The 20,760-nt window shown below is 63.6% G+C and carries 20 protein-coding genes, 1 pseudogene and 1 riboswitch; of the genes and pseudogenes, 3 read left to right on the top strand and 18 right to left on the bottom strand.

Going from position 1 to position 20,760, the window contains the following annotated elements:
- The first annotated feature begins 340 nt into the window (after positions 1 to 340).
- Complete coding sequence (gene mqo / locus KSS94_RS16705) at positions 341 to 1,915, top strand: malate dehydrogenase (quinone) (protein ID WP_217839205.1); 1,575 nt, start codon at positions 341 to 343, stop codon at positions 1,913 to 1,915.
- A 100-nt stretch (positions 1,916 to 2,015) separates the two neighbouring features.
- Here mqo and KSS94_RS16700 read toward each other — a convergent pair whose 3' ends face one another.
- From KSS94_RS16700 to KSS94_RS16675, 6 genes are all read right to left on the bottom strand, one after another.
- The gene (locus tag KSS94_RS16700; RefSeq protein ID WP_217839204.1) at positions 2,016 to 2,210 is read right to left on the bottom strand and encodes a hypothetical protein; all 195 of its coding nucleotides are present in this window, start codon (positions 2,208 to 2,210) and stop codon (positions 2,016 to 2,018) included.
- A 4-nt stretch (positions 2,211 to 2,214) separates the two neighbouring features.
- Positions 2,215 to 2,760: a hypothetical protein gene (locus tag KSS94_RS16695; protein ID WP_217839203.1), complete on the bottom strand. Its 546-nt coding sequence runs from the start codon at positions 2,758 to 2,760 to the stop codon at positions 2,215 to 2,217.
- A 144-nt stretch (positions 2,761 to 2,904) separates the two neighbouring features.
- Complete coding sequence (locus KSS94_RS16690; RefSeq protein WP_217839202.1) at positions 2,905 to 4,098, bottom strand: MFS transporter; 1,194 nt, start codon at positions 4,096 to 4,098, stop codon at positions 2,905 to 2,907.
- 99 nt (positions 4,099 to 4,197) lie between these two features.
- Positions 4,198 to 4,686: a signal peptidase II gene (locus tag KSS94_RS16685; RefSeq protein ID WP_217839201.1), complete on the bottom strand. Its 489-nt coding sequence runs from the start codon at positions 4,684 to 4,686 to the stop codon at positions 4,198 to 4,200.
- Between the two features lie 198 nt (positions 4,687 to 4,884).
- Positions 4,885 to 6,129 (bottom strand): saccharopine dehydrogenase family protein, encoded by a 1,245-nt coding sequence (locus tag KSS94_RS16680; protein WP_217839200.1) that lies wholly within the window; start codon positions 6,127 to 6,129, stop codon positions 4,885 to 4,887.
- Between the two features lie 30 nt (positions 6,130 to 6,159).
- The gene (locus KSS94_RS16675; protein WP_217839199.1) at positions 6,160 to 7,257 is read right to left on the bottom strand and encodes a carboxynorspermidine decarboxylase; all 1,098 of its coding nucleotides are present in this window, start codon (positions 7,255 to 7,257) and stop codon (positions 6,160 to 6,162) included.
- Between the two features lie 288 nt (positions 7,258 to 7,545).
- Here KSS94_RS16675 and KSS94_RS16670 point away from each other — a divergent pair, with 288 nt between their 5' ends.
- Positions 7,546 to 8,004 (top strand): metallophosphoesterase family protein, encoded by a 459-nt coding sequence (locus KSS94_RS16670; RefSeq protein WP_217839198.1) that lies wholly within the window; start codon positions 7,546 to 7,548, stop codon positions 8,002 to 8,004.
- An 83-nt stretch (positions 8,005 to 8,087) separates the two neighbouring features.
- Here KSS94_RS16670 and KSS94_RS16665 read toward each other — a convergent pair whose 3' ends face one another.
- The 9 genes and pseudogenes from KSS94_RS16665 to KSS94_RS16625 form a co-directional block, all read right to left on the bottom strand.
- A complete protein-coding gene (locus KSS94_RS16665) occupies positions 8,088 to 8,747 on the bottom strand; it encodes a M24 family metallopeptidase (protein ID WP_217839197.1) in 660 nt (219 codons plus the stop codon).
- 40 nt (positions 8,748 to 8,787) lie between these two features.
- The gene (locus KSS94_RS16660; RefSeq protein ID WP_217839196.1) at positions 8,788 to 9,402 is read right to left on the bottom strand and encodes a TetR/AcrR family transcriptional regulator; all 615 of its coding nucleotides are present in this window, start codon (positions 9,400 to 9,402) and stop codon (positions 8,788 to 8,790) included.
- A gap of 157 nt (positions 9,403 to 9,559) precedes the next feature.
- On the bottom strand, positions 9,560 to 10,471 hold the full coding sequence (locus KSS94_RS16655; protein WP_217839195.1) for a pyridoxal-phosphate dependent enzyme: 912 nt from the start codon (positions 10,469 to 10,471) through the stop codon (positions 9,560 to 9,562).
- Positions 10,472 to 10,484: 13 nt separating this feature from the next.
- Positions 10,485 to 11,180 carry a helix-turn-helix transcriptional regulator gene (locus tag KSS94_RS16650; protein WP_217839194.1) on the bottom strand — a complete coding sequence of 232 codons (696 nt, stop codon included), beginning with the start codon at positions 11,178 to 11,180 and terminating at the stop codon, positions 10,485 to 10,487.
- Positions 11,181 to 11,358: 178 nt separating this feature from the next.
- Positions 11,359 to 13,062 (bottom strand): amidase, encoded by a 1,704-nt coding sequence (locus KSS94_RS16645; protein ID WP_217839193.1) that lies wholly within the window; start codon positions 13,060 to 13,062, stop codon positions 11,359 to 11,361.
- Between the two features lie 335 nt (positions 13,063 to 13,397).
- Positions 13,398 to 14,237, bottom strand: coding sequence for a glutathione-dependent disulfide-bond oxidoreductase (gene yghU, locus KSS94_RS16640; protein WP_217839192.1), 840 nt, complete (start codon positions 14,235 to 14,237; stop codon positions 13,398 to 13,400).
- 51 nt (positions 14,238 to 14,288) lie between these two features.
- Positions 14,289 to 15,086, bottom strand: coding sequence for a DUF6216 family protein (locus KSS94_RS16635; protein WP_217839191.1), 798 nt, complete (start codon positions 15,084 to 15,086; stop codon positions 14,289 to 14,291).
- Between the two features lie 278 nt (positions 15,087 to 15,364).
- Entirely contained in the window at positions 15,365 to 16,243 is an 879-nt protein-coding gene (locus tag KSS94_RS16630) for a hypothetical protein (protein WP_217839190.1), read from the bottom strand.
- A 294-nt stretch (positions 16,244 to 16,537) separates the two neighbouring features.
- Positions 16,538 to 17,392: pseudogene (locus KSS94_RS16625) on the bottom strand (TonB-dependent receptor); the annotation flags it as partial.
- Positions 17,393 to 17,408: 16 nt separating this feature from the next.
- A riboswitch (cobalamin riboswitch) is annotated at positions 17,409 to 17,615 on the bottom strand.
- Positions 17,616 to 17,740: 125 nt separating this feature from the next.
- On the opposite strand from KSS94_RS16625, the gene KSS94_RS16620 reads away from it, so the two are divergent.
- Entirely contained in the window at positions 17,741 to 18,487 is a 747-nt protein-coding gene (locus KSS94_RS16620; protein ID WP_217839189.1) for an outer membrane beta-barrel protein, read from the top strand.
- A 96-nt stretch (positions 18,488 to 18,583) separates the two neighbouring features.
- Here KSS94_RS16620 and KSS94_RS16615 read toward each other — a convergent pair whose 3' ends face one another.
- The 3 genes from KSS94_RS16615 to lpxO form a co-directional block, all read right to left on the bottom strand.
- Complete coding sequence (locus KSS94_RS16615) at positions 18,584 to 19,153, bottom strand: GNAT family N-acetyltransferase (protein WP_217839188.1); 570 nt, start codon at positions 19,151 to 19,153, stop codon at positions 18,584 to 18,586.
- Between the two features lie 204 nt (positions 19,154 to 19,357).
- Positions 19,358 to 19,702 carry a carboxymuconolactone decarboxylase family protein gene (locus KSS94_RS16610; protein ID WP_217839187.1) on the bottom strand — a complete coding sequence of 115 codons (345 nt, stop codon included), beginning with the start codon at positions 19,700 to 19,702 and terminating at the stop codon, positions 19,358 to 19,360.
- A gap of 135 nt (positions 19,703 to 19,837) precedes the next feature.
- Positions 19,838 to 20,737: a lipid A hydroxylase LpxO gene (lpxO, locus tag KSS94_RS16605; protein WP_217839186.1), complete on the bottom strand. Its 900-nt coding sequence runs from the start codon at positions 20,735 to 20,737 to the stop codon at positions 19,838 to 19,840.
- Between the last annotated feature and the right edge of the window lie 23 nt (positions 20,738 to 20,760).

The raw sequence follows: 20,760 nt of genomic DNA, 5'->3' as shown, positions 1-20,760 counted from the left end.
ACAGTATTTCAGGTTGTGCCTGATGGCAAGTGGCGATATCGCCACGTGGGAGCAACTGTCTTGCTCAATGGCTAAAAGCTGGCGCGGTCCCCTGTGGGAGCGGGCTTGCCCGCGAAAAGGGCGACACAGTGTACGGCACGGGCTTTGCCCGTGTTCGCGGGGCAAGCCCGCTCCTACAGGGATCGCGCAGGCCTGCTGAGCTGCGCGGTGACTGTGGGCTGGCCCCGCGATGGGGGCCTGCCAGGCAATCCACGTCATCCGCCAAACCCGAGCATTTCAGTCAGCTAAGCTACACCCCAGGCGTGATGCCCGATCATGGACAATCGCAAAGGGAGCACACATGAACATCAACAACAAACCATGGGCGCTGGCCACGCTGTGCCTGGCCATGGGCTTGGGCACGGCCCAGGCCGCCGAGAACAAAAAGGTCGACGTGCTGCTGGTGGGCGGCGGCATCATGAGCTCCACCCTGGCGGTGTGGCTCAACGAACTGGAGCCGGGCTGGTCGATGCAGATGGTCGAGCGCCTGGACAAGGTCGCCGAAGAAAGCTCCAACGGCTGGAACAACGCCGGCACCGGGCATTCGGCGCTGGCCGAGCTCAACTACACCCCCGAGAAGGACGGCAAGATCGACATCAGCAAGGCGGTGGAGATCAACGAGTCGTTCCAGGTCACCCGCCAGTTTCTCGCCTGGCAGGTGCGCCAGGGCGTGCTGAAGAACCCGCGTTCGTTCATCAACACCACGCCGCACATGAGCTTTGTATGGGGCGACGACAATATCCGCTTCCTGAAAAAACGCTACGAGGCCCTGCAGCAGAGCCCATTGTTCAAGCCCATGCAGTTTTCCGAAGACCATGCGCAGATCGCCAAGTGGGTGCCGCTGATGATGGAGGGGCGCGACCCCAACCAGAAGCTTGCGGTCACCTGGACGCCCATCGGCACCGACGTCAACTTTGGCGAAATCACCCGCCAGTACGTGGGCTACCTGCAAACCCGGCCGAACTTCGACCTCAAGCTCTCCAGCGAGGTCGAGGACGTTACCCGCAACCAGGATGGCAGTTGGCACGTCGAGTACAAGAACCTCAAGGACGGCAAGAAGGCCGCCACCGATGCCAAGTTCCTGTTCATCGGCGCCGGCGGCGCGGCGCTGCCGCTGCTGCAGAGGTCCGGCATCGACGAGGCCAAGGACTACGCAGGCTTCCCGGTGGGTGGCTCGTTCCTGGTCACCGACAACCCGGCCATCGCCCAGCGTCACATGGCCAAGGCCTATGGCATCGCCGCCACCGGGGCGCCGCCGATGTCGGTGCCGCACCTGGACACCCGGGTGCTCGACGGCAAGCGCATGATCCTGTTCGGCCCGTTTGCCACCTTCTCCACCAAGTTCCTCAAGGAAGGCTCGTTGCTGGACCTGTTCGCCAGCATGTCGGTGCACAACAGCTGGCCGATGGTGCGGGTGGGGGTGCGCGAGTTTGACCTGGTGAAGTACCTGATCGGCCAGGTGTTGCAGTCCGATGATGACCGCTTCGCGGCCTTGCAGACCTATTTCCCGGAGGCGAAGAAGGAAGACTGGCGCCTGTGGCAGGCCGGGCAGCGGGTGCAGATCATCAAGAAGGACGAGAACCAGGGCGGGGTGCTCAAGCTGGGTACCGAGATCGTGGTCGCCAAGGACGGCAGCATCGCCGGCCTGCTGGGCGCCTCGCCGGGCGCCTCGACCGCGCCGCCGATCATGCTCGACCTGCTGGGCAAGGTGTTCAAGGACAAGCTGGCCACGCCCGAATGGCAGGCCAAGGTTCGGCAGATCGTGCCTTCATACGGCACGCGGCTGAACGAGCACCCGGACAAGGTCGAGGAAGAGTGGCGCTATACCAGTGAGGTATTGCAGTTGGCAGCGCCCAGCGAGGTGGCGGCGCCTTGAGCCATGATTACCAGCTCTTGCAGGGTTGCGCGGGCCCCTGTAGGAGCCGGCTTGCCGGCGATGGCGTCATCACCGACAACACAGCGACATCTTTGAGGGGTCAGGAAGCTCGCTTGCGCGAAGCATGCGGGCGGCCGGCATAGCTGGACTGCTCGATGCGCGAAAACGCCTCGATGGCGTTTTCGTTCAGAAAGCTGTCGTACTGGCTGGAGGCGCGCAGTTGCGCGAGCTTTTCGTCGGCAATGGCTTTGAAGTGAGCCACGCTGGCGCTGAAGTCACTGGGTTTATCGGTCATTTCGCTATTCCTCATGATTGAGCGCAGCGTAGCCACGCGTCAGGTCGTAGGCAAGGCCGATGCCCTTGACTTGCCTGAAACCGTCCAGCCCGTAGGCGGCGCGAGCCTGGGGCAGCGGGTCCTTGATAACCACCCACTGCAGCCCCAGCATCAACGCATAGTAGCGTACAGCGCTGAGGCACAGTGGGGCCACATATCCCTTTGTGGCCAGACGATCGTCCGGGTTGCGTTGCAGATAGAGCACCATGATTCGGTCTTTGCTGCCCAGCGGCGAAGCCCAGCACAAGCCGGCCAACTGCTGTTCATGCCACAGCGCGATATCCAGCGCGTTGCAGTGGGCTTGGCGTGCCTTCCAGCCCGGGACGCGCTCCCAGCCGAAGTCATGGGGTGCCGGGTGCCAGTGTTCATGGGCGGCAATGGCACAAGTGTCGATTTCGCCGATATTCAGCGAGTTGGCCAAGTGTGGGGCCTGGTCCCTGATCTCAAGCAGGGCTTGACCGCGTGCGGCCTGCTTGAGCGCCGTCAGTTCGGCGAGTAGCCGTTCGTCCATCACATACCTTTTGAATGCAAGTGAAACAGGTGTGTGAAGGCTAGCGGCAAACGTTCCCACGCAGGCCGGTGAATGGCGCGGGCCATTTCACTGCTTTGTGTCAGAAAAGTCTTGGTGCGCCCATGCTTCGCATTGCTTGCCGCCTCAGCCCTCGCAAACCTCTCGCCCTACCCACCAGCGCCACCCCAGCCGTGCCACGGCAATCCCCCAGTTGACCACGGCCAGCAGCAGAATCAGTTGCAGCAGTGCCGGCATGCCGGCCTGCACGATCACCTGCCCGGCCAGCCACGGGAAGCCGAACACCCCCACGAAGTACGCCAGGCTGAACAGCACCAGCGCCTGGGCCATGTGCCCGGCGGGTGCCTGGTTGGCGGCCTGGCCGTTGATCACCGAATAGGTCAGGCCATAGCCGACCCCCAAGGTTATCGCTGCCAGCAGGTAGGTGGCGGCGCTGTGCACGGTCAAACCCAGCATCAGCACCGCCAGCACCATCAGCCCGCTGAGCACACAGGCGCTCACATAGGGGTCGCGCTTGACGATCAGCCCGGCCACCAGCAGGCGGCAGCCGATGGCAGCGCAGGTGAAACCGAGGAAGAACAGCGAGTAGTCCAGCAGCCGCAGCGCCGCATAGCTGGTCTGAAAGCTCGAAAGCCCACCGAAGATCGCTCCGCCCAGGCCGACCATGATGATCGGGAACAGTGCCGGCGAAGCCATCACTTTCAGCACCGCAGCAGGGCTCAGCTTGCTCACGCTGACCGGCCCCTGGCCGGCCCGGGTCAAGGGGGCGGCCAGTACGCGGAACAACAAGCCACCTAGCAAACTGGCGGCGGCGGCGCTGAGAAATGCGCTTTCCAGCGGCAAGCCCAGGGCTTCGAAGGCGCGCCCGGTCAGCGGCCCGCTGCCGATACCGGTCATCATGCTGCCCGACAGCAGGGCGAAATATTTCATCCGCCGCGCAGGCTCGATGGTCATCGCCACGACAATCGGGCCCAGGGTGTAGAAGGTGCCCCAGCCCAGGCCCAGCAGCAGGCCGAACGCCAGCAGCAGGTTGCCCTGGGCCGGGGCCCAGGCGAACCCCAGGCAAGCGGCGGCCAGCAGCAGGGCACTGCCTGCGATGGTGCGCGGCGCGCCGATGCGGTCGCTCAGGTGGCCGCAGCAGATCACCGCGACGAAGGTGCTCAGCATGGCGCTGGAAATGACCAGGCCGGCGTCGGACTCGCTGCCGCCGTGGGCCGCCAGCATCTTGGCCAGCAGGAAGGTTGTACCGTAGGACAGCGACAGCAGAAAGCTTGCAAAACAGAACAACGCGAACAGGCGCTGGGAGGAGGGCGCGGGCATGGGGCTTCTCTTGTTATCGGCAGGGCAGTACCAGCTATACCAGAGCGAGAAGCCGTTTGCGTATGAAGATCAAGGACTTGAGGTTAGCCCCCGGTCACCTTAAATGGCCTGGGGCTTTTTCAGCCCGGTCCACAGCAAAATGCCGGCCCCGGCCATGATGGCGATATCGGCCAGGTTGAACACGCCGGTGTGCAGGGGGCCGAGGTTGAGCACCAGGTAGTCGACCACATGGCCGTCGCGGGTCACCCGGTCGATCAGGTTGGACAGCCCGCCCATGGCGATGAAGTACGCAGCGCCAGCCTTGAGCGGCGTGGCCTGCCAGTGACGCAGCGCCCAGACGATGGCCCAGACGCACACCACGCCCACTGCTGCCACGAAGATCAGTTGTTTCACCCAGGGCGACAGGCCCGCGCCCAGGCTGAGGAACGCGCCTGGGTTGAGGCTCAGGGCCAGGTCCAGCCACAGGTGCTGGTTGCCGAATACGTAGCTGTGGCTTTTCAGCCCCACCAGGGCGATCAGCTTGACCCACTGGTCTAGGAGGATGAAGGCGACACCCAGGATCAGGGTGAGGGTACGGCTGGAGAGCATGCTGGCATTTCCTTCGCGGTGCGGGTGGGGCGGGCGGCGAAGATAGCGCAGGCGGGGCGGGACTTAAAGCCCGGTGGCGGTTCAGGCAGGTAAACCTGTGCCGGCCTCATCGCCGGCAAGCCGGCTCCTACAGGTACCGCGGGCCTGCAAAAACAAAAGGGGCGCCATGCGGCGCCCCCTTTTTCATACCACTGATGATCAGGCTTCAGCGTCCCACGGACGGTCGCCTTTTTCATCCTTCACGCGGGTCGGCAGGCCCATCACGTCCAGCGCCTTGAGGAACGGCTCGGCCGGCAGCTCCTCGACGTTGACCATGCGCCCTGCGTCCCATTCACCGCGGGCCACCAGCAGGGCGGCTGCTACCGGCGGTACGCCGGCGGTGTAGGAGATGCCCTGGCTGTCGGTCTCGGCGTAGGCTTCTTCGTGGTCGGCCACGTTGTAGATGAACACCTCGCGTGGCTGGCCATCCTTGGTGCCCTTGACCAGGTCGCCGATGCAGGTCTTGCCGGTGTAGCCCGGGGCCAGCGAGGCAGGGTCCGGGAGTACGGCCTTGACCACTTTCAGCGGTACCACTTCGAGGCCTTCGGCAGTCTTGACTGGCTGCTCGCTGAGCAGGCCGAGGTTTTTCAGCACGGTGAACACGTTGATGTAGTGCTCGCCGAAGCTCATCCAGAAGCGCACGTTCGGCACGTTCAGGTTCTTCGAGATCGAGTGCACTTCATCGTGCCCGGTCAGGTACAGGTTTTGCGAACCTACCACCGGCAGGTCGTCGGTACGCTTGACCTCGAACATGGTGTTGCTGGTCCACTGATTGTTCTGCCAGCTCCACACTTGCCCGGTGAACTCGCGGAAGTTGATTTCCGGGTCGAAGTTGGTGGCGAAGTACTTGCCGTGGGAGCCGGCGTTCACGTCCAGGATGTCGATCGAGTCGATCTGGTCGAAGTACTGTTGCTGCGCGAGTTTCGCGTAGCTGTTCACCACACCCGGGTCGAAACCGACGCCGAGAATGGCGGTAATGTTCTTTTGTTGGCACTCTTCGAGGTGTTTCCACTCGTAGTTGCCGTACCACGGCGGGGTCTCGCAGATCTTGCCCGGCTCTTCGTGGATGGCGGTGTCAAGGTAAGCGACACCGGTATCGATGCAGGCACGCAGCACCGACATGTTGAGGAAGGCGGAACCGACGTTGATCACGATCTGCGATTCGGTCTCGCGGATCAGCGCCTTGGTTGCCTCGACATCGAGGGCATTGAGCGAGAAGGCCTGGATGTCGGCGGGTACCTTGAGGCTACCCTTGGCCTTGACGCTGTCGATGATGGCCTGGCATTTGGAGATGTTCCGTGACGCAATCGCAATACGACCCAACTCGTCGTTATGCTGTGCGCACTTGTGGGCCACCACCTTGGCGACACCTCCTGCACCAATGATAAGAACGTTCTTCTTCAATTCAGCTGCTCTCCTTCATGAAAGCCCGTCTTACGACAGGCTCGAAACGTAGTCTTCGAAACCGAACTCGCGCACCAGCTCGACGCTGCCGTCGAGTTGCTTGACCGCGATGGACGGCATTTTCAGACCGTTGAACCAGTTTTTCTTGACCATGGTGTAACCGGCCGTGTCGATGAACGACAGGCGATCGCCGATGGCCAGCGGCTTGTCGAACTGGTACTCGCCGAAGATGTCACCGGCCAGGCACGACTTGCCGCAAACCATGTAGGTGTGCTCGCCATCGTTGGGGGCCATCTTGGCGTTGAGGCGGTAGATCAGCAGGTCGAGCAGGTGCGCTTCGATCGAGCTGTCAACCACGGCCAGGTGCTTGCCGTTGTACAGGGTGTCGAGCACGGTCACTTCCAGCGAGGCGCTGTTGGTGATGGCCGCTTCGCCTGGCTCCAGGTACACCTGCACGCCGTATTTTTCGGCGAAGGCTTTCAGGCGCGCGCAGAAGGCGTCGACCGCGTAATCGTCACCGGTGAAATGGATGCCGCCACCCAGGCTGACCCATTCGACCTGGTGCAGCAGGTGGCCGAAGCGCTCCTCGATGTGGCTGAGCATCTTGTCGAACAGGCTGAAATCGCCGTTCTCGCAGTTGTTGTGGAACATGAAGCCGGAGATCTGCCCGATCACCTGCTCGATTTTTGCAGGGTCCCATTCGCCCAGGCGGCTGAACGGGCGCGCCGGGTCGGCCAGCAGGTAGTCGGAGCTGCTCACTTGCGGGTTGACCCGCAGGCCGCGGATCTTGCCTTCGGACTGTTCGGCAAAGCGTTGCAGCTGGCCGATCGAGTTGAAGATGATCTTGTCGCAGTTGTCGAGCATCTCTTCGACTTCGTCGTCGGCCCAGGCCACGCTGTAGGCGTGGGTTTCGCCGGCGAACTTCTGGCGGCCGAGCTTGAGCTCGTACAGCGAAGAAGAGGTGGTGCCGTCCATGTACTGCTGCATCAGGTCGAACACCGACCAGGTGGCAAAGCACTTGAGGGCGAGCAGGGCCTTGGCACCGGAGTGTTCGCGCACGTAGGCGATCTTCTCCATGTTGCTCAGCAGCTTGGTTTTGTCGATGAGGTAGTACGGCGTCTTGATCATTTAAAGGCCCCCGGCCAGGCCGGCCAAAAAAAAGACACGCATTGTGCCTTCACTTGCCGCAGTACGAAAGGGCGCAAGGCGCTTTTCGTCCGAGTTGCGGTCGTTTGCTGCCGGCCAGTCGCCGGCAAGCCCCTGCGCGCCGTCCCTGGCGCGGGTTCCGGCGGGCTGGCCGGAGAAATTTTTCTGGTTGGGGCGGGCTCAGTAGAGCAAAAGAATATGACCGTCGTGATCAGCCTGTCAGTTGAGCAGGCGTATGCTGTGCCCCCGTCAGCCGGCAGAGGATTGGCAATGAAAATAGGCGTGATCTCCGACACCCACGGGCTGCTGCGCCCCGAGGCTTTGAACGCGCTGCAAGGCTGCGCGTTGATCGTGCATGCCGGGGATATCGGCAAGCCAGAAGTGCTCGACGCGCTGCAGGCCATGGCGCCGCTTCAGGTGGTACGCGGCAACAACGACCTGGGCCTGTCTTGGGCCGAAGGCCTGGCGGATGAGCTGCGTTTTTCCATCGAGGGTTGGCAGGTACTGGTGGTGCACGATATCGCGGATGTGCCGCAAGACCTGGATGATGCGGTGCGGGTGGTGATCACCGGGCATTCGCACAAACCACTGATCGAATGGCGGGCAGGGCGCTTGTACCTCAACCCAGGCAGTGCCGGGCCGAGGCGGTTCAAGTTGCCGGTGACGCTGGCGCTGGTCGAGGCCAGTGCCGCTGAGTTTCGACCAGAGCTGGTTGCACTGTTGGGCTGAGGGCCTCATCGCCGGCAAGCCGGCTCCTACACAAGAAGGGCGACGTAACCTGTAGGAGCCGGCTTGCCGGCGATAGGGCCCTGTCAGGCCAGCAGGTCTTCATGAAACGCCCCGTACCCCAACGTCGGGTGGGCAATCTGGATTTCCAGAATCCACAGCCCGGCCCCTGGTTGCCCTTCGAACGCGCCCAGGTCGCCTGCGCGGTAGATGGAATGCGGGAAGTCGCTGACTCGGTGGCCCTTGATCTCCATGTTCAGCACCCAGCCCATGGCCTGGGCGCGCTCGGCGGCAAAGTCGTACAGCGCAACCCCGGTCACGCCCTGGTCGCGCCAGCAGGCCGCCACTTCGTCGAACAGGGCCTTCACCGCCGCCGCGCAGGCGATCATCTGCGGGTCGTTGCCGGTGACGAAGGTGGTGCCGGCATCGCCTTCGTGGCCTTCCCACACCACCCCCATGTCGATGAAGTAGATGTCCTGCTCACCCAACACCGGGTCGCCGTCGGAGCGCTGCTTGAAAGTTTTCAGGGTGTTGGCGCCGAAGCGAATGTGCGTGGGGTGCCAGATGCGCTGCATGCCCAACTGCTCCAGCACCTGCTGGCCCAGGGCGCGGGCCTCGGACTCGCGCATGCCGGGGCTGATGCCCGCGGCTATGCGCTCGACGGCCTGCCAGGTCATGCGCTGGGCGTGCTTCATCAGGTCCAGCTGGTACTGCGCACCTACGGCTTCCTTGGCGGCATGGTTCATGCCGGTACTCCTTATCGTTGTATTTATTTTGATATAGCGATTAGGCGGTCTTGCCCACCGCCAGTGTGTCCGGGCGCAGGCTGCGTAGCAGCATGTCGACCATGGCCTGGGTCGAGGCACGGCTGGGCCTGACCTGGCTGGCGCTACCTGGCGCCTCGCCGAAGCGCAAGGTGGCCAGGGGCGTGGACCAGAGGAACAGTAGCAGATGCTGCGGGCAGGCCCGGGCGATCAGCCCGCGGTCCATCCAGGCGCTGAGGCAGGCCAGGTTCTGGCGCACGCTCTGGCGCAGCTCTTCGGCACTGTTGCCGGGCAGGTGGCGGGCGCCGTGCAGCATCTCCTTGAGCCACACCCGCGTGGCATGCGGGTGCTGGCGGGCGACCTCGGCCTTGGCCTTGAGGTAGCGCGGCAGGGCCTGTTCGGGGTGCAGGTCGGCGGCCAGGCGGCGCGAGGCCAGCAGCAGCGGCTGCATCACCAGGTCGAGCACGGCGACATACAGCTGGCGCTTGTTGCGAAAGTAGTAGAACACGTTGGGCCGGGGCAGCCCGGCGCGGGCGGCGATAGCGTCGATGCGCGCCGCGGCGAAGCCGTGTACGGCGAATTCCTCGCTGGCGGCTTCGAGGATCAGGTGCTGGTTGCGGTCGCGGATACTGGACATGGCAGGGGACTTCAAAATCGCTGTATCAAAAAGTATATAGCGATAAGCGGCGGCTTTGCCATGCCGGTTGCCTGGGTGGGCCCCATCGCCGGCAAGCCGGCTCCTACAAGGGTGCGCGACCTTCTGTAGGAGCCGGCTTGCCGGCGATGGGGTCAACTCATTGGCCAAGCCAGGCGCGGATCTGCGCTAGCGTGGCCGTCGCCCCGCCACACACGATCACCAGCACATTGCCGTAGGCCTGCAATGCATCCGGCCGCTCGAGCAGCGCCAGCGCGGCGCCGCAGGCCGGCTCCACCAGCAGACGGTGTTCATGCAGCAGCCGTTCGCAGGCCAGCAGGGCCTCGCGGTCACTGACCAGGTGGCTGTACACCGGCTGCTCGCGGGTGCAGGCCAGAGCCCGCTCGGCCACCCGCTTGGCACCCAGCGAGGTGGCCACCGAGGCGATACCGGCGAGCTCCACGGTGTGCCCGGCGGCCATGGCCGCATGCAGCGAGGCAGCGCCCTCGGTCTCCACCGCCAGCACCGGCACATCGCCCCAGCCATTGCGTTGCAAGCCCTCGACCACTCCGCTGAGCAAACCGCCGCCGCCCACCGACAGCACCACGGCATCGGGCTTGAAGCCGGCCGCCGCCACCTCATCGACCATGCTGGCATGGCCGGCCCACAGCAGTGGGTCGTCGAACGGGTGGATGAACGCGTCATCCGGGCCCAGCAGTGTCTGTGCATGGGCATTGGCTTCTTGCCAGGACGCGCCATGCACCACCACCCTGGCGTCTTCCAGGCGCAGCAGCTCGATGGCGCGTGCGCTGGTGGTCTCTGGTACCACCACGGTCACCGCTACGCCCAGCTGGCGCCCGGCATAGGCCACCGCCAGCCCGGCGTTGCCGCCCGACGACGACACGAAATGCCGGGCGCCGCGGGCGTGGTGGGTTTCACAGGCATGGCCGACCCCGCGCAGCTTGAACGAGCCGCACGGCTGCAGGGCTTCGAGCTTTAGCCAGACCGGGCGCCCGGCGCTGAGCGACAGTGGGCGGGATTCGATCAGCGGCGTATGGATGTGCAAGGGCATGGCGGCTCCGGTGTCAGTCGCGGGCAGCCGGGGCGTGTTCGCCGCGCAGCTGCTCCAGGTAGTTGTAGATGGTGTAGCGGGTCACGCCGAGGGCCTCGGCGGCCTTCTCGACGCCACCCTTGACGATGAACAGCCCGCGCTCCTGCATCATGCGCACGGCCTGTACCTTGGCCTGCTTGTTCATTCGCCCCTGGCCGCTGCGTTGCAGCGCGGCCTGGATGATCTCGGCCATCAGCACCGCCATGTCGGCGGCCGGTTCCACGCTGCTGGCCTGGCCCGGGCTGGCACCCAACGGCTGGAAGTGCTGGATGAAGGCCATGGCAGCGTCCAGGCCGGTGACATCGGTGTTGATGCACAGGCTGGCGAAGGGCTGGCCGTCGCGGTCACGGAAGATCGCCGTGGCGCTGCGCAGCTGGCGGCCCTTGAGGGTAGTGGGGTAGTCGGGCAGCACCACCGGCTCGCAGCCGGGCTGACCGTCGGCGGCCTGCATCAGGGCCTTGAAACCTTGGTCCTGCTCGGGGGCGGCGAGGATCGGGCTGCCGACCTGGCGCCCGGACAGTTGGCCGTTGGCGATGGCCACCACCGAATGCTCGGGGTGGTCGAGGTCATGCAGGAGGATTTCGATGTTGCGCGGGGTAACGCTGGCCAGGGCCTGGATGGCGGCCTTGAGGACGGTGAAGGTGAGCTGGCGCTCTTCGGCAGGGGTCATGCGGGCAGGCTCGAATCAACAGATGGTTGATTTTTGCATGCCTTGTTGAATTTTTCCAGCTGACTGCTGCCCCTGTGGAGCCGGCTTGCCGGCGATAGGGCCTGGCCTGCAAACCAGACTCGACGCTGGTGCTGCCGGCGCCATCGCTGGCAAGCCAGCTCCTACAGGGGTATTGCGATCAACCCAGCTTCGGCGTACGCGGCGGGATCATGCGGCGCGAACCTGTGGCCTCGAAGGCGGCGGCAAATTTCAACAGATTGTTGTCGCTGTACGCCTTGCCGGCGAAGGTCAGGCCCACCGGCATGCCGATATCGGCCATCACGCCCATCGGCACGGTGACGGTCGGCACGCCCAGGTGGCGGATCGCCAGGTTGCCGTTGGCCACCCAGATGCCGTTGCTCCAGGCGATGTCCGCCGACTCGGGGTTGACGTCTGCGTCTGCCGGGCCCACATCGGCCACGGTGGGGAACAGCACCGCGTCCAGGCCCTGGGCGTCCATCCAGTCTTCGAGGTCGAGCTTGCGGGTGGCTTCCAGGCCGCGCAGGCCGTCCGGCACGGTAGCGATCTGGTCCCAGGTTTTCAGGCCACGCTTGGCCATGTTGACGTACTCGTCCATGCCGGCGGCCAGGTCGTCTTCACGGTTGGGCAGGGTGCCCGGGTCGTGGGGGAAGATCTGCGGGCCGTCGACGTCGGCCAGGCGGTTGAGTTGCGGGTCGTCGTTGGCCCGCAGGAAGTCGTCGAATGCCCAGCCCGACAGTTCCCACAGCTCGTCATGCAGGAACTCCTTGCTGACCATGCCGCGGTTGTACACGGTGTGGGCGCCCGGGCGGTCGCCCTCGCAGTTGGACACCAGCGGGAAGTCGGTCTCGACCACTTCGGCGCCGGCCGCTTCCAGGGCCTGGCGGGCCTGCTGCCACAGCTCGATCACGCTGGCGCGGGTGTTGATGCGCTGGCCGGTGGGGCCGCCGATGCCGGGTTTTTCCGAAGTGCCGGCTTGTTCATCGGCATTGATGTACATGCGCGGCACGGCAAAGCGCTTGCCCTTGAGCGAGTCGGCTGGCACCGCCAGGTCCAGGTACGAAGCCGGGCGCACGCTGGAGGCTGCCGGGATCGGCACCCAGGGTTGCAAGCGCCATAGGTCGCCGCGGGTGTCGCTGTCGTCGGCCACCACCACGTCGAGGACTTCCAGCAGGTCGGCCATGGTCCGGGCGTAGGGTACCACCACGTCCATGGTCGGGGTCAGCGGCCAGTTGCCGCGTACCGAGATCACCCCGCGCGACGGGGTGTAGGCGCACAGGCCGTTGTTGGAAGCAGGGCCGCGGCCGCTGGACCAGGTTTCTTCGGCCAGGCCGAAGGCGCTGTAGCTGGCAGCGGTGGCGGTGCCGGCGCCGTTGGACGAGCCCGAGGCGAAGGGTGCGGTCAGGTAGTTGGCGTTGTACGGGCTTTCGGCACGCCCATACACGCCGCGCTGCATGCCGCCGTTGGCCATCGGCGGCATGTTGGTCTTGCCCAGGCAGATCGCGCCGCCGGCGCGCAGGCGCTCGACGGTGAAGGCATCGCGCTGGGCGACCAGGTGCTGGAACGCCGGGCTGCCGGAGGCAGCGGTCAGGCCCTTGACCAGGTAGCTGTCCTTGGCGGTGTAGGGGATGCCGTCCAGCGGGCCGAGGGTCTTGCCCTGGGCGCGGCGGGCGTCGGAGGCCTCGGCTTCTTTCAGCGCCTCGGGGTTGCGCACCACCACGGCGTTCAGCGCGGTGGCGGTGTGTTCGCCGTCAAAAGCGTCGATACGTGCCTGGTAGGCCTTGACCAGCTCCACGGCGGTCGTGCGGCCGGTCTCGAGCGCGTTGCGCAGCTCGGCAATGGAAACCTCGGTTACCTCGATCATGCTGTCACCACAGTTGTGCAGGTGGAAAAATCATGGCGGCGAGTGTAGCAAGAAGGTCTTGTTGCACGCAGGCATGCAGCGGGGAAATGGTTCCTTGCAGCGCGGCACTCTGGGCGCGCTGCCGGGCATGAATGCGGGTGTGGGAGCGGGCTTGCGCAATCCTGTAGGAGCCGGCTTGCCGGCGATGAGGCCGCAATTGCAACACAGCGCCTGGCCCTTTTATCGCGGCCCCATGGCCCTATCGCCGGCAAGCCGGCTCCTACAGGTGCAGCGCTGGTCTGAGGCTTATGCAATCCATGTGGGAGCGGGCGTGCCCCGCGAACCCTGTACAGGCATCAACCCAGATCAGTCGCCGAATGCCGCTCGGGCACCTGGCTGTCCTCATCCCCCCAGGTGCGGTTGACCCGGGTACCGCGCTGTACCGCCGGGCGCTGGGCGATGGTTTCGGCCCAACGCTGCAGGTTGGGGTACTCGTGCACTGCCAGAAACTCGGCCGCGCCGTACAGGTTGCCGCGCACCAGCTGACCGTACCAGGGCCATACGGCGATATCGGCAATGCTGTAGTCGTCACCGCCCAGATAGGCGCTGTCGGCCAGGCGCCGCTCCAGCACGTCGAGCTGACGCTTGGCCTCCATGGTGAAGCGGTTGATGGCGTACTCGAACTTCTCTGGCGCATACACGTAGAAGTGGCCGAACCCACCGCCCAGGTATGGCGCCGAACCCATCTGCCAGAACAGCCAGTTGAGGCACTCGGTGCGTGCGGCCGGGGCCTTGGGTAGCAGGGCGCCGAATTTCTCGGCCAGGTACAGCAGGATCGAGCCGGATTCGAACACCCGCAGCGGCGGTTCGACGCTGCGGTCGAGCAGGGCGGGGATCTTCGAGTTGGGGTTCACCTCAACGAAACCGCTGCCGAACTGGTCGCCTTCGCCAATGCGGATCAGCCAGGCGTCGTAGTCGGCGCCGGTGTGGCCGAGGGCGAGCAGCTCTTCGAGCAGGATGGTCACCTTCACGCCGTTTGGCGTAGCCAGCGAATACAGCTGCAGCGGGTGCTTGCCGACCGGCAGATCCTTGTCGTGGGTGGGCCCGGCGACCGGGCGGTTGATGCTGGCGAACTGGCCGCCGGAAGCCGATTCGTTTTTCCAGACCTTGGGCGGTACGTAGGGGGACTTGCTCATGGAAGGGGTCTCCTGGAATGGCGCTGTTGAGCGACTGACAGTAGAAGCAGATCAGTTGTTCGATTTCATGCCGCAGGTGCACGAAGCGGGAGGGTTAAGCTTGCGATAAAGTTGGTCTGCCAATTGAACGGTAACGAGCTTGCGGCAGACAACATAAATACCCCCTATGAGTAGCATGCTGAACACTGCCCCGAAAATACGCTGTCCCCGTGAAATCCGTTGCAGGTGCTCAAGTGGCGGATTGGTCAGAATTTCGCAAATAACCTGAACGTCTTCTGCCTGCAAGGGGAGCGATTCAGACTTGCAGCGCTGTGCCGTCAATTGCCAACGATCTCCAATCAGCGGTTCGGCTGCTTGGCCATCGGTCCAGAAGTTCGTCCCGGTCGTGCGCACCGAGAGCAGTGCCTTGTCCTGATTGACAAAATAGGAGGTTGGTATAAGCGTGACCATCAGGGCCAATAATGCGCAGGCGGCTGGGTACTTGTAGGTGCGGTACTTGGGGTCCCTTAGCTGGGTGGTGTGCGTGTCGAAATACTGTCTTACCCGGGTCAGGTCGCCCAACGCAATACCGTGCTCATCAATCCATGCAAACGCCAGGTTTGCAGCGCGCAGGTTCGCAAAGCGAATTCTGGTTAAGAACCTTACGGCTTCGACATCGCGCAATGCCTTCCAGCGTTCATTCAGCTCCCCATCATTGAAACGCCTGCTACCCGCTATCAACCACCAGATTCTTTCCAGCAAAAAATGGGCAGAGCCTGCTCGGTACCAGGCCAGCAGGATCAGAAGCCCGACGCCCAGAATATAAAGTAGCGGCTGCACTTCCTTGAGGGGGGCAATGATATCGGTCATGACCGAAAGCTCTTGAGGCGTGGACATGTACATCCTTTTACGTGTTTCAGGTTGACGGGAGGTAGGGCAGGTGAGCTGTTTGTTACTTAGGGTTTGTACGAAAAGTCGCCGAGCGGCGATCAGGCAAGGCGAAAACAGGCGAGGAACGGTCGGAGTCGCGCTCGACTTTACGGGTTGTAAATGAGCATTCCGAGCCTGTTTTCAACGCAGCATGATCGTCGCGCAGGCACTTTTCGTACAAAGCCTAGCCAAGTGACGGGTCACTTGAGGAAATGCCCTTATTCTTTGGTCAGGCCGTTGGATGAGCTTTTTTTCGATGAGAGATGGGCAGTAAATGAGGCTACCGTGTTCTTCAATTGCGCTTTTTGGGATGGCATGTTGGGTGTTGGATTTGCATGGGTCTGGAAAAACTGGGCCAGCAGTTTCAACTGCGTCAGATCGGCGACAGGCCACACCATTCCACTGGCGGTGGTTACAACAACCTTGATCGGATGCGTGCCGCTGCCGCTTTGCGAGTGAGCATCACACAGGGCGTGGAGGTAGTCTGCCATGTCCTCAAGTGAGAGGCCCCGAACGGGGTCCCACAGCACTTCTTCGGCACTGGCAGGCGCCTGCCATTTATGCTCGTCGCATGGAGTAAACAGTTCCTTTCCGCGCATTGCGTCAAGGTAAGGCTGTGTCTTGAGTTGGGCGTCATGCACGGGAAGCAAACCGAGCTGGGTTTGCGGTGGCCCGCTGTGGAAAACCGGATAGATGAAAAAGTGCCCAGACCGGGATAGCTTGACGAATGTAGCGTCGGAGGCAGGGCTGACGAACATCATCAGCGCGCGCATGAACTTGTTTTTTTCGGTATATAACTTGTCCTTGCTGGCCTTGAACTCCAACAGGAAGAAGCGTTCATTGATCGCGGTCAAGGTGTCGCCGCTCGCGGTTTCTGCATGGCCATCAAGCTTTGCGAGCAAGGGTGGAGGGAGGGTTGTCTGTTGGCAAAAAAGTGTCAGCTGGATTTCGATGGCGTCTTGTTTGCCAGCCTTACCAGCCTTGTAAACCTTCCAAAAATCGGCGCAATTTGCTTTTTGCCTCCGAATCCATTGCATGTCACGAAACGCAAGGATGACGGCGTCCTCCCAAGGCGTCAGATCATTATCGCTACTCACTCGAAACCCAGATGTGCTATCGGCCAGTTAAAGCAGCCATAGGACACGATCGAAGTCTCGACCGCAACAGCAAAGTGATATTGGACTGTGCTGTCGCGATGCTTGTCCTTGACAGCCGGCATGCCTGAACCCGGCAGGTCATCGCGGAGCAAGTCGCATCGGTGCAGCGCCGATGCGACTTGCTCCGCGATGTATCAGAACCGGTAATCGACGGTGGCGAAATACGACCGCGGAGTGCCCAGCAACCACTGCTCGCCGCTGTACGCCGACTGCGCATACACCTGGTCGAACAGGTTGGTTTTCGGCGAACAGGGCGACAGTGCTGACCTTCGACAGCATCTGCGGCTGCGTCGGGCTGTTGCTGTGGAAGGGGCCCGGTGCAGGGGACCAAGGGTCGAGCGGGTCGCTGCTGGCGTCTTCGTAGGGGGAGTTGCTGTCGATGTTGAAGCGGATGCGGTTGGCCTCGACGCCGACCACGGTCTTGCTGGCAAGGCCCAGCAGGCTGTGGTCGAAGGTGAAGCTCTGGCGGTCACCTATCTGCTCCTGGTTGTGGCGGATTTCCAGGAAGCTGCCACGCTGCACCGCAGACGCGGACGGGTCCCAGCTGTAGCTTTCGGCGTTGCGCCAGTGGCGGCGGCTCTTGATGTAGTACAGCTGGTTGCTGGCCGACACGCTGTCGCTCAGGGCCCAGTCGGTGGTCAGGCGTGTCCATTCATCGTGGTAGCGCTGCACATCGTTGCTGACGTTGTAGTTCTTCTTGCGCAGGCTGTCGCGCAGGTGGCCGTCGATCAGCGGGGTGCCGTAGTAGTTGGCCGGCTGCGCATCACCGCGTTCGTGGGCCAGGGTGAAACTCAGGTTGTCGCTGGCATCGAAGCGCAGGGCGGCGCTCAGGGCCAGGCTGCGCGACTCGGTGCGGTCGACATGGCCATTGCCGGCTTGCTGGTTGAGGGTCAGGCGATAGCTCAAGCGCTCGCTCAAGCTGCCGCCGCTGTCCAGGCCCAACTGCTGGCGGTCCCACGAGCCGTAGCCCAGGCGAAGGTGGTTGCGCACCTCGCCTGTCAGCGGCTTTTTCGGGACCACGTTGACCGTCGCCCCGGTGGCGCCTTCGCCGTACAGTACCGAGGCCGGGCCACGCAGCACATCGATGCGCCCGCCCACCGCGGGTTGCCAAGTAAGGCTTCAGGCCGGTCTCCGGGCTTGCGAGGGTCGTGAAGCCTTCACCTTCCCATGCCAAGGCACAGTGGTGTGTCGAAGGGTTCGCTCGCTTACCGTTGCGGGGGCAGCGCCGGACTTGTCGCAAAAAAGCGACGCACCGGCTTCCCGTTTCACCCTGCGCACGGCGGCGCAGGGCACCTGAAACTGGCGCGCATCTGACCACCAAAAGTGTGACGGAGCAATGGTTTAGCAGTTTTTACTGATTTCTTTCCGAACTTTTCCCAATGACGGTGTCTCGAACGGCTGGTTTGTCATTCACCTACGTCATGGAGACTTTTGCCAATGTTCATCCGCAACCCGCTGCGCCACGCCTGCCTGTTGGCCCTGCTGGGCGCGCCCCTGGCCGCCAGTGCCGCACCGAGCACCGACCCGCTGTTCACCTTCGGCCTGCTGGGGGCGTACGACAGCTTCAAGTTCGAAGGCGGCAGCAGCTCGGACAAGGAGCACCTGGGCCAGGGCGGTGTGTTCGCCAGCTTCGGCAACAAGATGACTGCCGAGTCCGGGCTGATCTACCAGCTGGGGGCCGAGGCCAAGTACGGCAAGAAAAACGACAACAAGCTCAAGGAGGCCCAGGCCGAGCTGGACCTGGGCTGGCGCGCTGCGCTGGATGCGCGCAACTTCGTCGATGTCAGCGTGGGTGGTGGCTACAGCTGGACCCGCTTCGAGCCCGAGATCAACGACCTCGACACCCGCCTGACCTACAAGTCGCCGTTTGCCAAGGCGGCGCTGGGTTACAACCACCAGTTCGACACCTCGACCCTGCGTGTCGAAGTGGGCGCCCGCCACACCCTCGACGGCCGTGCGCGCATCAAGGTGGACGACTTCGGCAGCGACAGCGTCGACATGAAGGACCGCACCAACCCTTACGCCGAAGTCACCTTGCTGATGAACCAGCAGGGCGGCATGCCGGTGCAGGCCGGGGTGTACTACACCCGCACCGAATACAAGGTCGATGGCGATTCGCCGGTGCTGGACAACAACAAGCTCAAGCGTGACGAGTTTGGCGTGAAGGTCGGGTTGGTGTTCTGATCACAGGGCCCTGTCGCCGGCAAGCCGGCTCCTGCACGAAGATGTTGCGCATTCCTGTAGGCGCCGGCTTGCCGGCGACAGGGCCGCTAAAGGACATCACCGCCCGCGCCGTCGCGACACCCGCGCCTCGATGTTCTTGCGCCCGATCAGCAGCGCAGGCTTTTCCACCACCGGCTCGTCGGCCAGCCACTTGTACATCACCAGGCAGTCCACCAGCCCAAGCTGGGCATGCCGGTAGGCCTTGGGCAAACGCCCGACCGTGTCGAAACCAAGCTTGCGCCACAGCGCCACCGCCACCTCGTTGCTGGCCACCACCGAATTGAACTGCAACGCCAGAAAACCCTCCTGGCGCGCGAGCTTTTGCGAGTGTTCGCACATCAGCCGCGCCACGCCACGGCCACGGGCGTGCTCGCAGACCATGTAGCCGCAATTGCCCACATGGCCGCCGGGGCCGGCGGCGTTGGCCTTGAGGTAGTACGAGCCGAGCAGCTCGCCGTCTTCTTCGGCCACCAGGGTATGCAGGGGCGCTTGCAGCCACAGCTGGCGGGCCTGCTCCTGGTCGAGGGCAGGGTCGAAGGCGTAGGTCTGGCGGGCCTGGACGATGGCCTGGAACGTTGGCCAGAAACGGTCGAAGTCGTCCGGGGTCATGGGGCGGATGTGGATCATGCGGCTACCTGCGCGGGCTGGGCAGGCAAGTCTGGGCGGTGTGGCGGGCAGGTGCAAGCTTGTTTCGGGCTCATCGCCGGCAAGCCGGCTCCTACAGGTACAGCGCAGGTCTGAAAGGCCATGCGCTCCCTGTAGGAGCGGGCTTGCCCGCGATGAGGCCGGTAAAGGCAACACAAGGCAGTTGCTCCCACAGGGTTGTGCCGATCACGCCCCAGCCTTGCCCACCGCATCCAACGCCCGGGCCGAATACACCAGCGCCGCGCCGGCATTCATCGCCACCGCTACACCCAGGGCCTCGGCGATTTCCTCGCGGGTGGCGCCATGCTTGACCGCCTGCTGCGAGTGCACGGCGATGCAACCGTCGCAGCGGGTGGTCACCGCCACCGCCAGGCTGATCAGTTCGCGGGTTTTTGCGTCCAGGTGGTTGGTCTTGGCGCCGGCGCCGCTGGCGGTCATGTAGCCGGCCACGGTGTCGGGGGAGAGGTGCTTGAGGTCGCCGATACCGGCCATCAACTGCTTACGGTAGGCGTCCCAGTCCATCATGCTCATCGTCTTCACCTTGTCAGGTTGGCAACAGGAGCTTTCAGGCTAGTCGAGGTTGCGCAGGGCGTCTTGTGTGGCTGTGCTGCGTTTGCAGCACCCCTTGCAGGAGCCGGCAAGCCGGCTCCTGCAAGAAGCGGCGGGTCAGATGTAGATGAACACCAGCACCAGCGCGGCGACCACGGCCCACTTTTCCAGGTAGTAGCGGGTGCGGTTGCGCTTCTTCATGGCCTTGCCGCGCTCGCGAATCTTGTAGATGCGGGTGAACAGGCGGTTGATGCCGCCGGTCTTGTCGTTGGCATCGTTCGGCGCGGCGGCTGCGGCCATCACGTTGCGGCTGAACCAGCGGTTGAAGGCGGTTGCCCAGCGGTACTTGAGCGGGCGCTCGACATCGCAGAACAGGATGATGCGGTTGTGCTCGGTGGTGTTGGCGGCGTAGTGGATGTAGGTCTCGTCGAACATCACCGCCTCGCCGTCGCGCCACGAGTACTTTTCGCCGTCGACATCGATGTAGCAGCCGTCGTCGTTGGGGGTATCCAGGCCCAGGTGGTAGCGGTAGGAGCCGGCGTACGGGTCGCGGTGACGTACCAGCTTGGCGCCCGGCGGCAGGGTGGCGAACATCGCCGCCTTGACCGTGCCGATGCCTTGCAGCAGCTCGGTGGTGCGCGGGCACAGGCTCATCGCCGAGGGGTGGCTCTCGCCGTACCACTTCAGGTAAAAGCGCTTCCAGCCGGTCTTGAAGAACGAATTGAAACCGACGTCGTCATAATTGTCGGACTTCTTGATTTCGCCGGCGTGCAGCAGTTGCTGGGCTTCCTGGCGGATCTCCTGCCAGTTGTCCTTGAGCGGTTGCAGCTCGGGGAACGCCTCCACCGGCAGGTACGGCTTGGCCGGCTGCTTGGAGAACAGGTAGAGGAAGCTGTTGACCGGGGCGAGGAAGCTGGAATGGTCACCCAGCTGGCGGGTGAGCTTGTGACGAACCCGACCGCGCAGGTGAACATAGGCGATCGAGAGGGCGAAGATCAGTACGAGTGCAATTTTCATGGACGTTTACTTGTCGAAAAAAT

The sequence above is a fragment of the Pseudomonas fakonensis genome, from assembly GCF_019139895.1.
Taxonomy (GTDB): Bacteria; Pseudomonadota; Gammaproteobacteria; order Pseudomonadales; family Pseudomonadaceae; genus Aquipseudomonas; species Aquipseudomonas fakonensis.
Note: the sequence above shows the minus strand (reverse complement) of the source record. Positions and strands in the feature narration are given on the sequence as shown.

Coding starts and splice junctions, on each gene's coding strand:
- KSS94_RS16655 (WP_217839195.1), bottom strand. CDS start 10,471: ATGCCCTTGCACATCCATACGCCGCTGATCGAATCCCGCCCACTGTCG.
- KSS94_RS16620 (WP_217839189.1), top strand. CDS start 17,741: ATGTTCATCCGCAACCCGCTGCGCCACGCCTGCCTGTTGGCCCTGCTG.
- KSS94_RS16700 (WP_217839204.1), bottom strand. CDS start 2,210: ATGACCGATAAACCCAGTGACTTCAGCGCCAGCGTGGCTCACTTCAAA.
- mqo (WP_217839205.1), top strand. CDS start 341: ATGAACATCAACAACAAACCATGGGCGCTGGCCACGCTGTGCCTGGCC.
- KSS94_RS16645 (WP_217839193.1), bottom strand. CDS start 13,062: ATGATCGAGGTAACCGAGGTTTCCATTGCCGAGCTGCGCAACGCGCTC.
- yghU (WP_217839192.1), bottom strand. CDS start 14,237: ATGAGCAAGTCCCCCTACGTACCGCCCAAGGTCTGGAAAAACGAATCG.
- KSS94_RS16690 (WP_217839202.1), bottom strand. CDS start 4,098: ATGCCCGCGCCCTCCTCCCAGCGCCTGTTCGCGTTGTTCTGTTTTGCA.
- KSS94_RS16675 (WP_217839199.1), bottom strand. CDS start 7,257: ATGATCAAGACGCCGTACTACCTCATCGACAAAACCAAGCTGCTGAGC.
- KSS94_RS16650 (WP_217839194.1), bottom strand. CDS start 11,180: ATGACCCCTGCCGAAGAGCGCCAGCTCACCTTCACCGTCCTCAAGGCC.
- KSS94_RS16660 (WP_217839196.1), bottom strand. CDS start 9,402: ATGTCCAGTATCCGCGACCGCAACCAGCACCTGATCCTCGAAGCCGCC.
- lpxO (WP_217839186.1), bottom strand. CDS start 20,737: ATGAAAATTGCACTCGTACTGATCTTCGCCCTCTCGATCGCCTATGTT.
- KSS94_RS16670 (WP_217839198.1), top strand. CDS start 7,546: ATGAAAATAGGCGTGATCTCCGACACCCACGGGCTGCTGCGCCCCGAG.
- KSS94_RS16685 (WP_217839201.1), bottom strand. CDS start 4,686: ATGCTCTCCAGCCGTACCCTCACCCTGATCCTGGGTGTCGCCTTCATC.
- KSS94_RS16610 (WP_217839187.1), bottom strand. CDS start 19,702: ATGAGCATGATGGACTGGGACGCCTACCGTAAGCAGTTGATGGCCGGT.
- KSS94_RS16695 (WP_217839203.1), bottom strand. CDS start 2,760: ATGGACGAACGGCTACTCGCCGAACTGACGGCGCTCAAGCAGGCCGCA.
- KSS94_RS16615 (WP_217839188.1), bottom strand. CDS start 19,153: ATGATCCACATCCGCCCCATGACCCCGGACGACTTCGACCGTTTCTGG.
- KSS94_RS16635 (WP_217839191.1), bottom strand. CDS start 15,086: ATGACCGATATCATTGCCCCCCTCAAGGAAGTGCAGCCGCTACTTTAT.
- KSS94_RS16665 (WP_217839197.1), bottom strand. CDS start 8,747: ATGAACCATGCCGCCAAGGAAGCCGTAGGTGCGCAGTACCAGCTGGAC.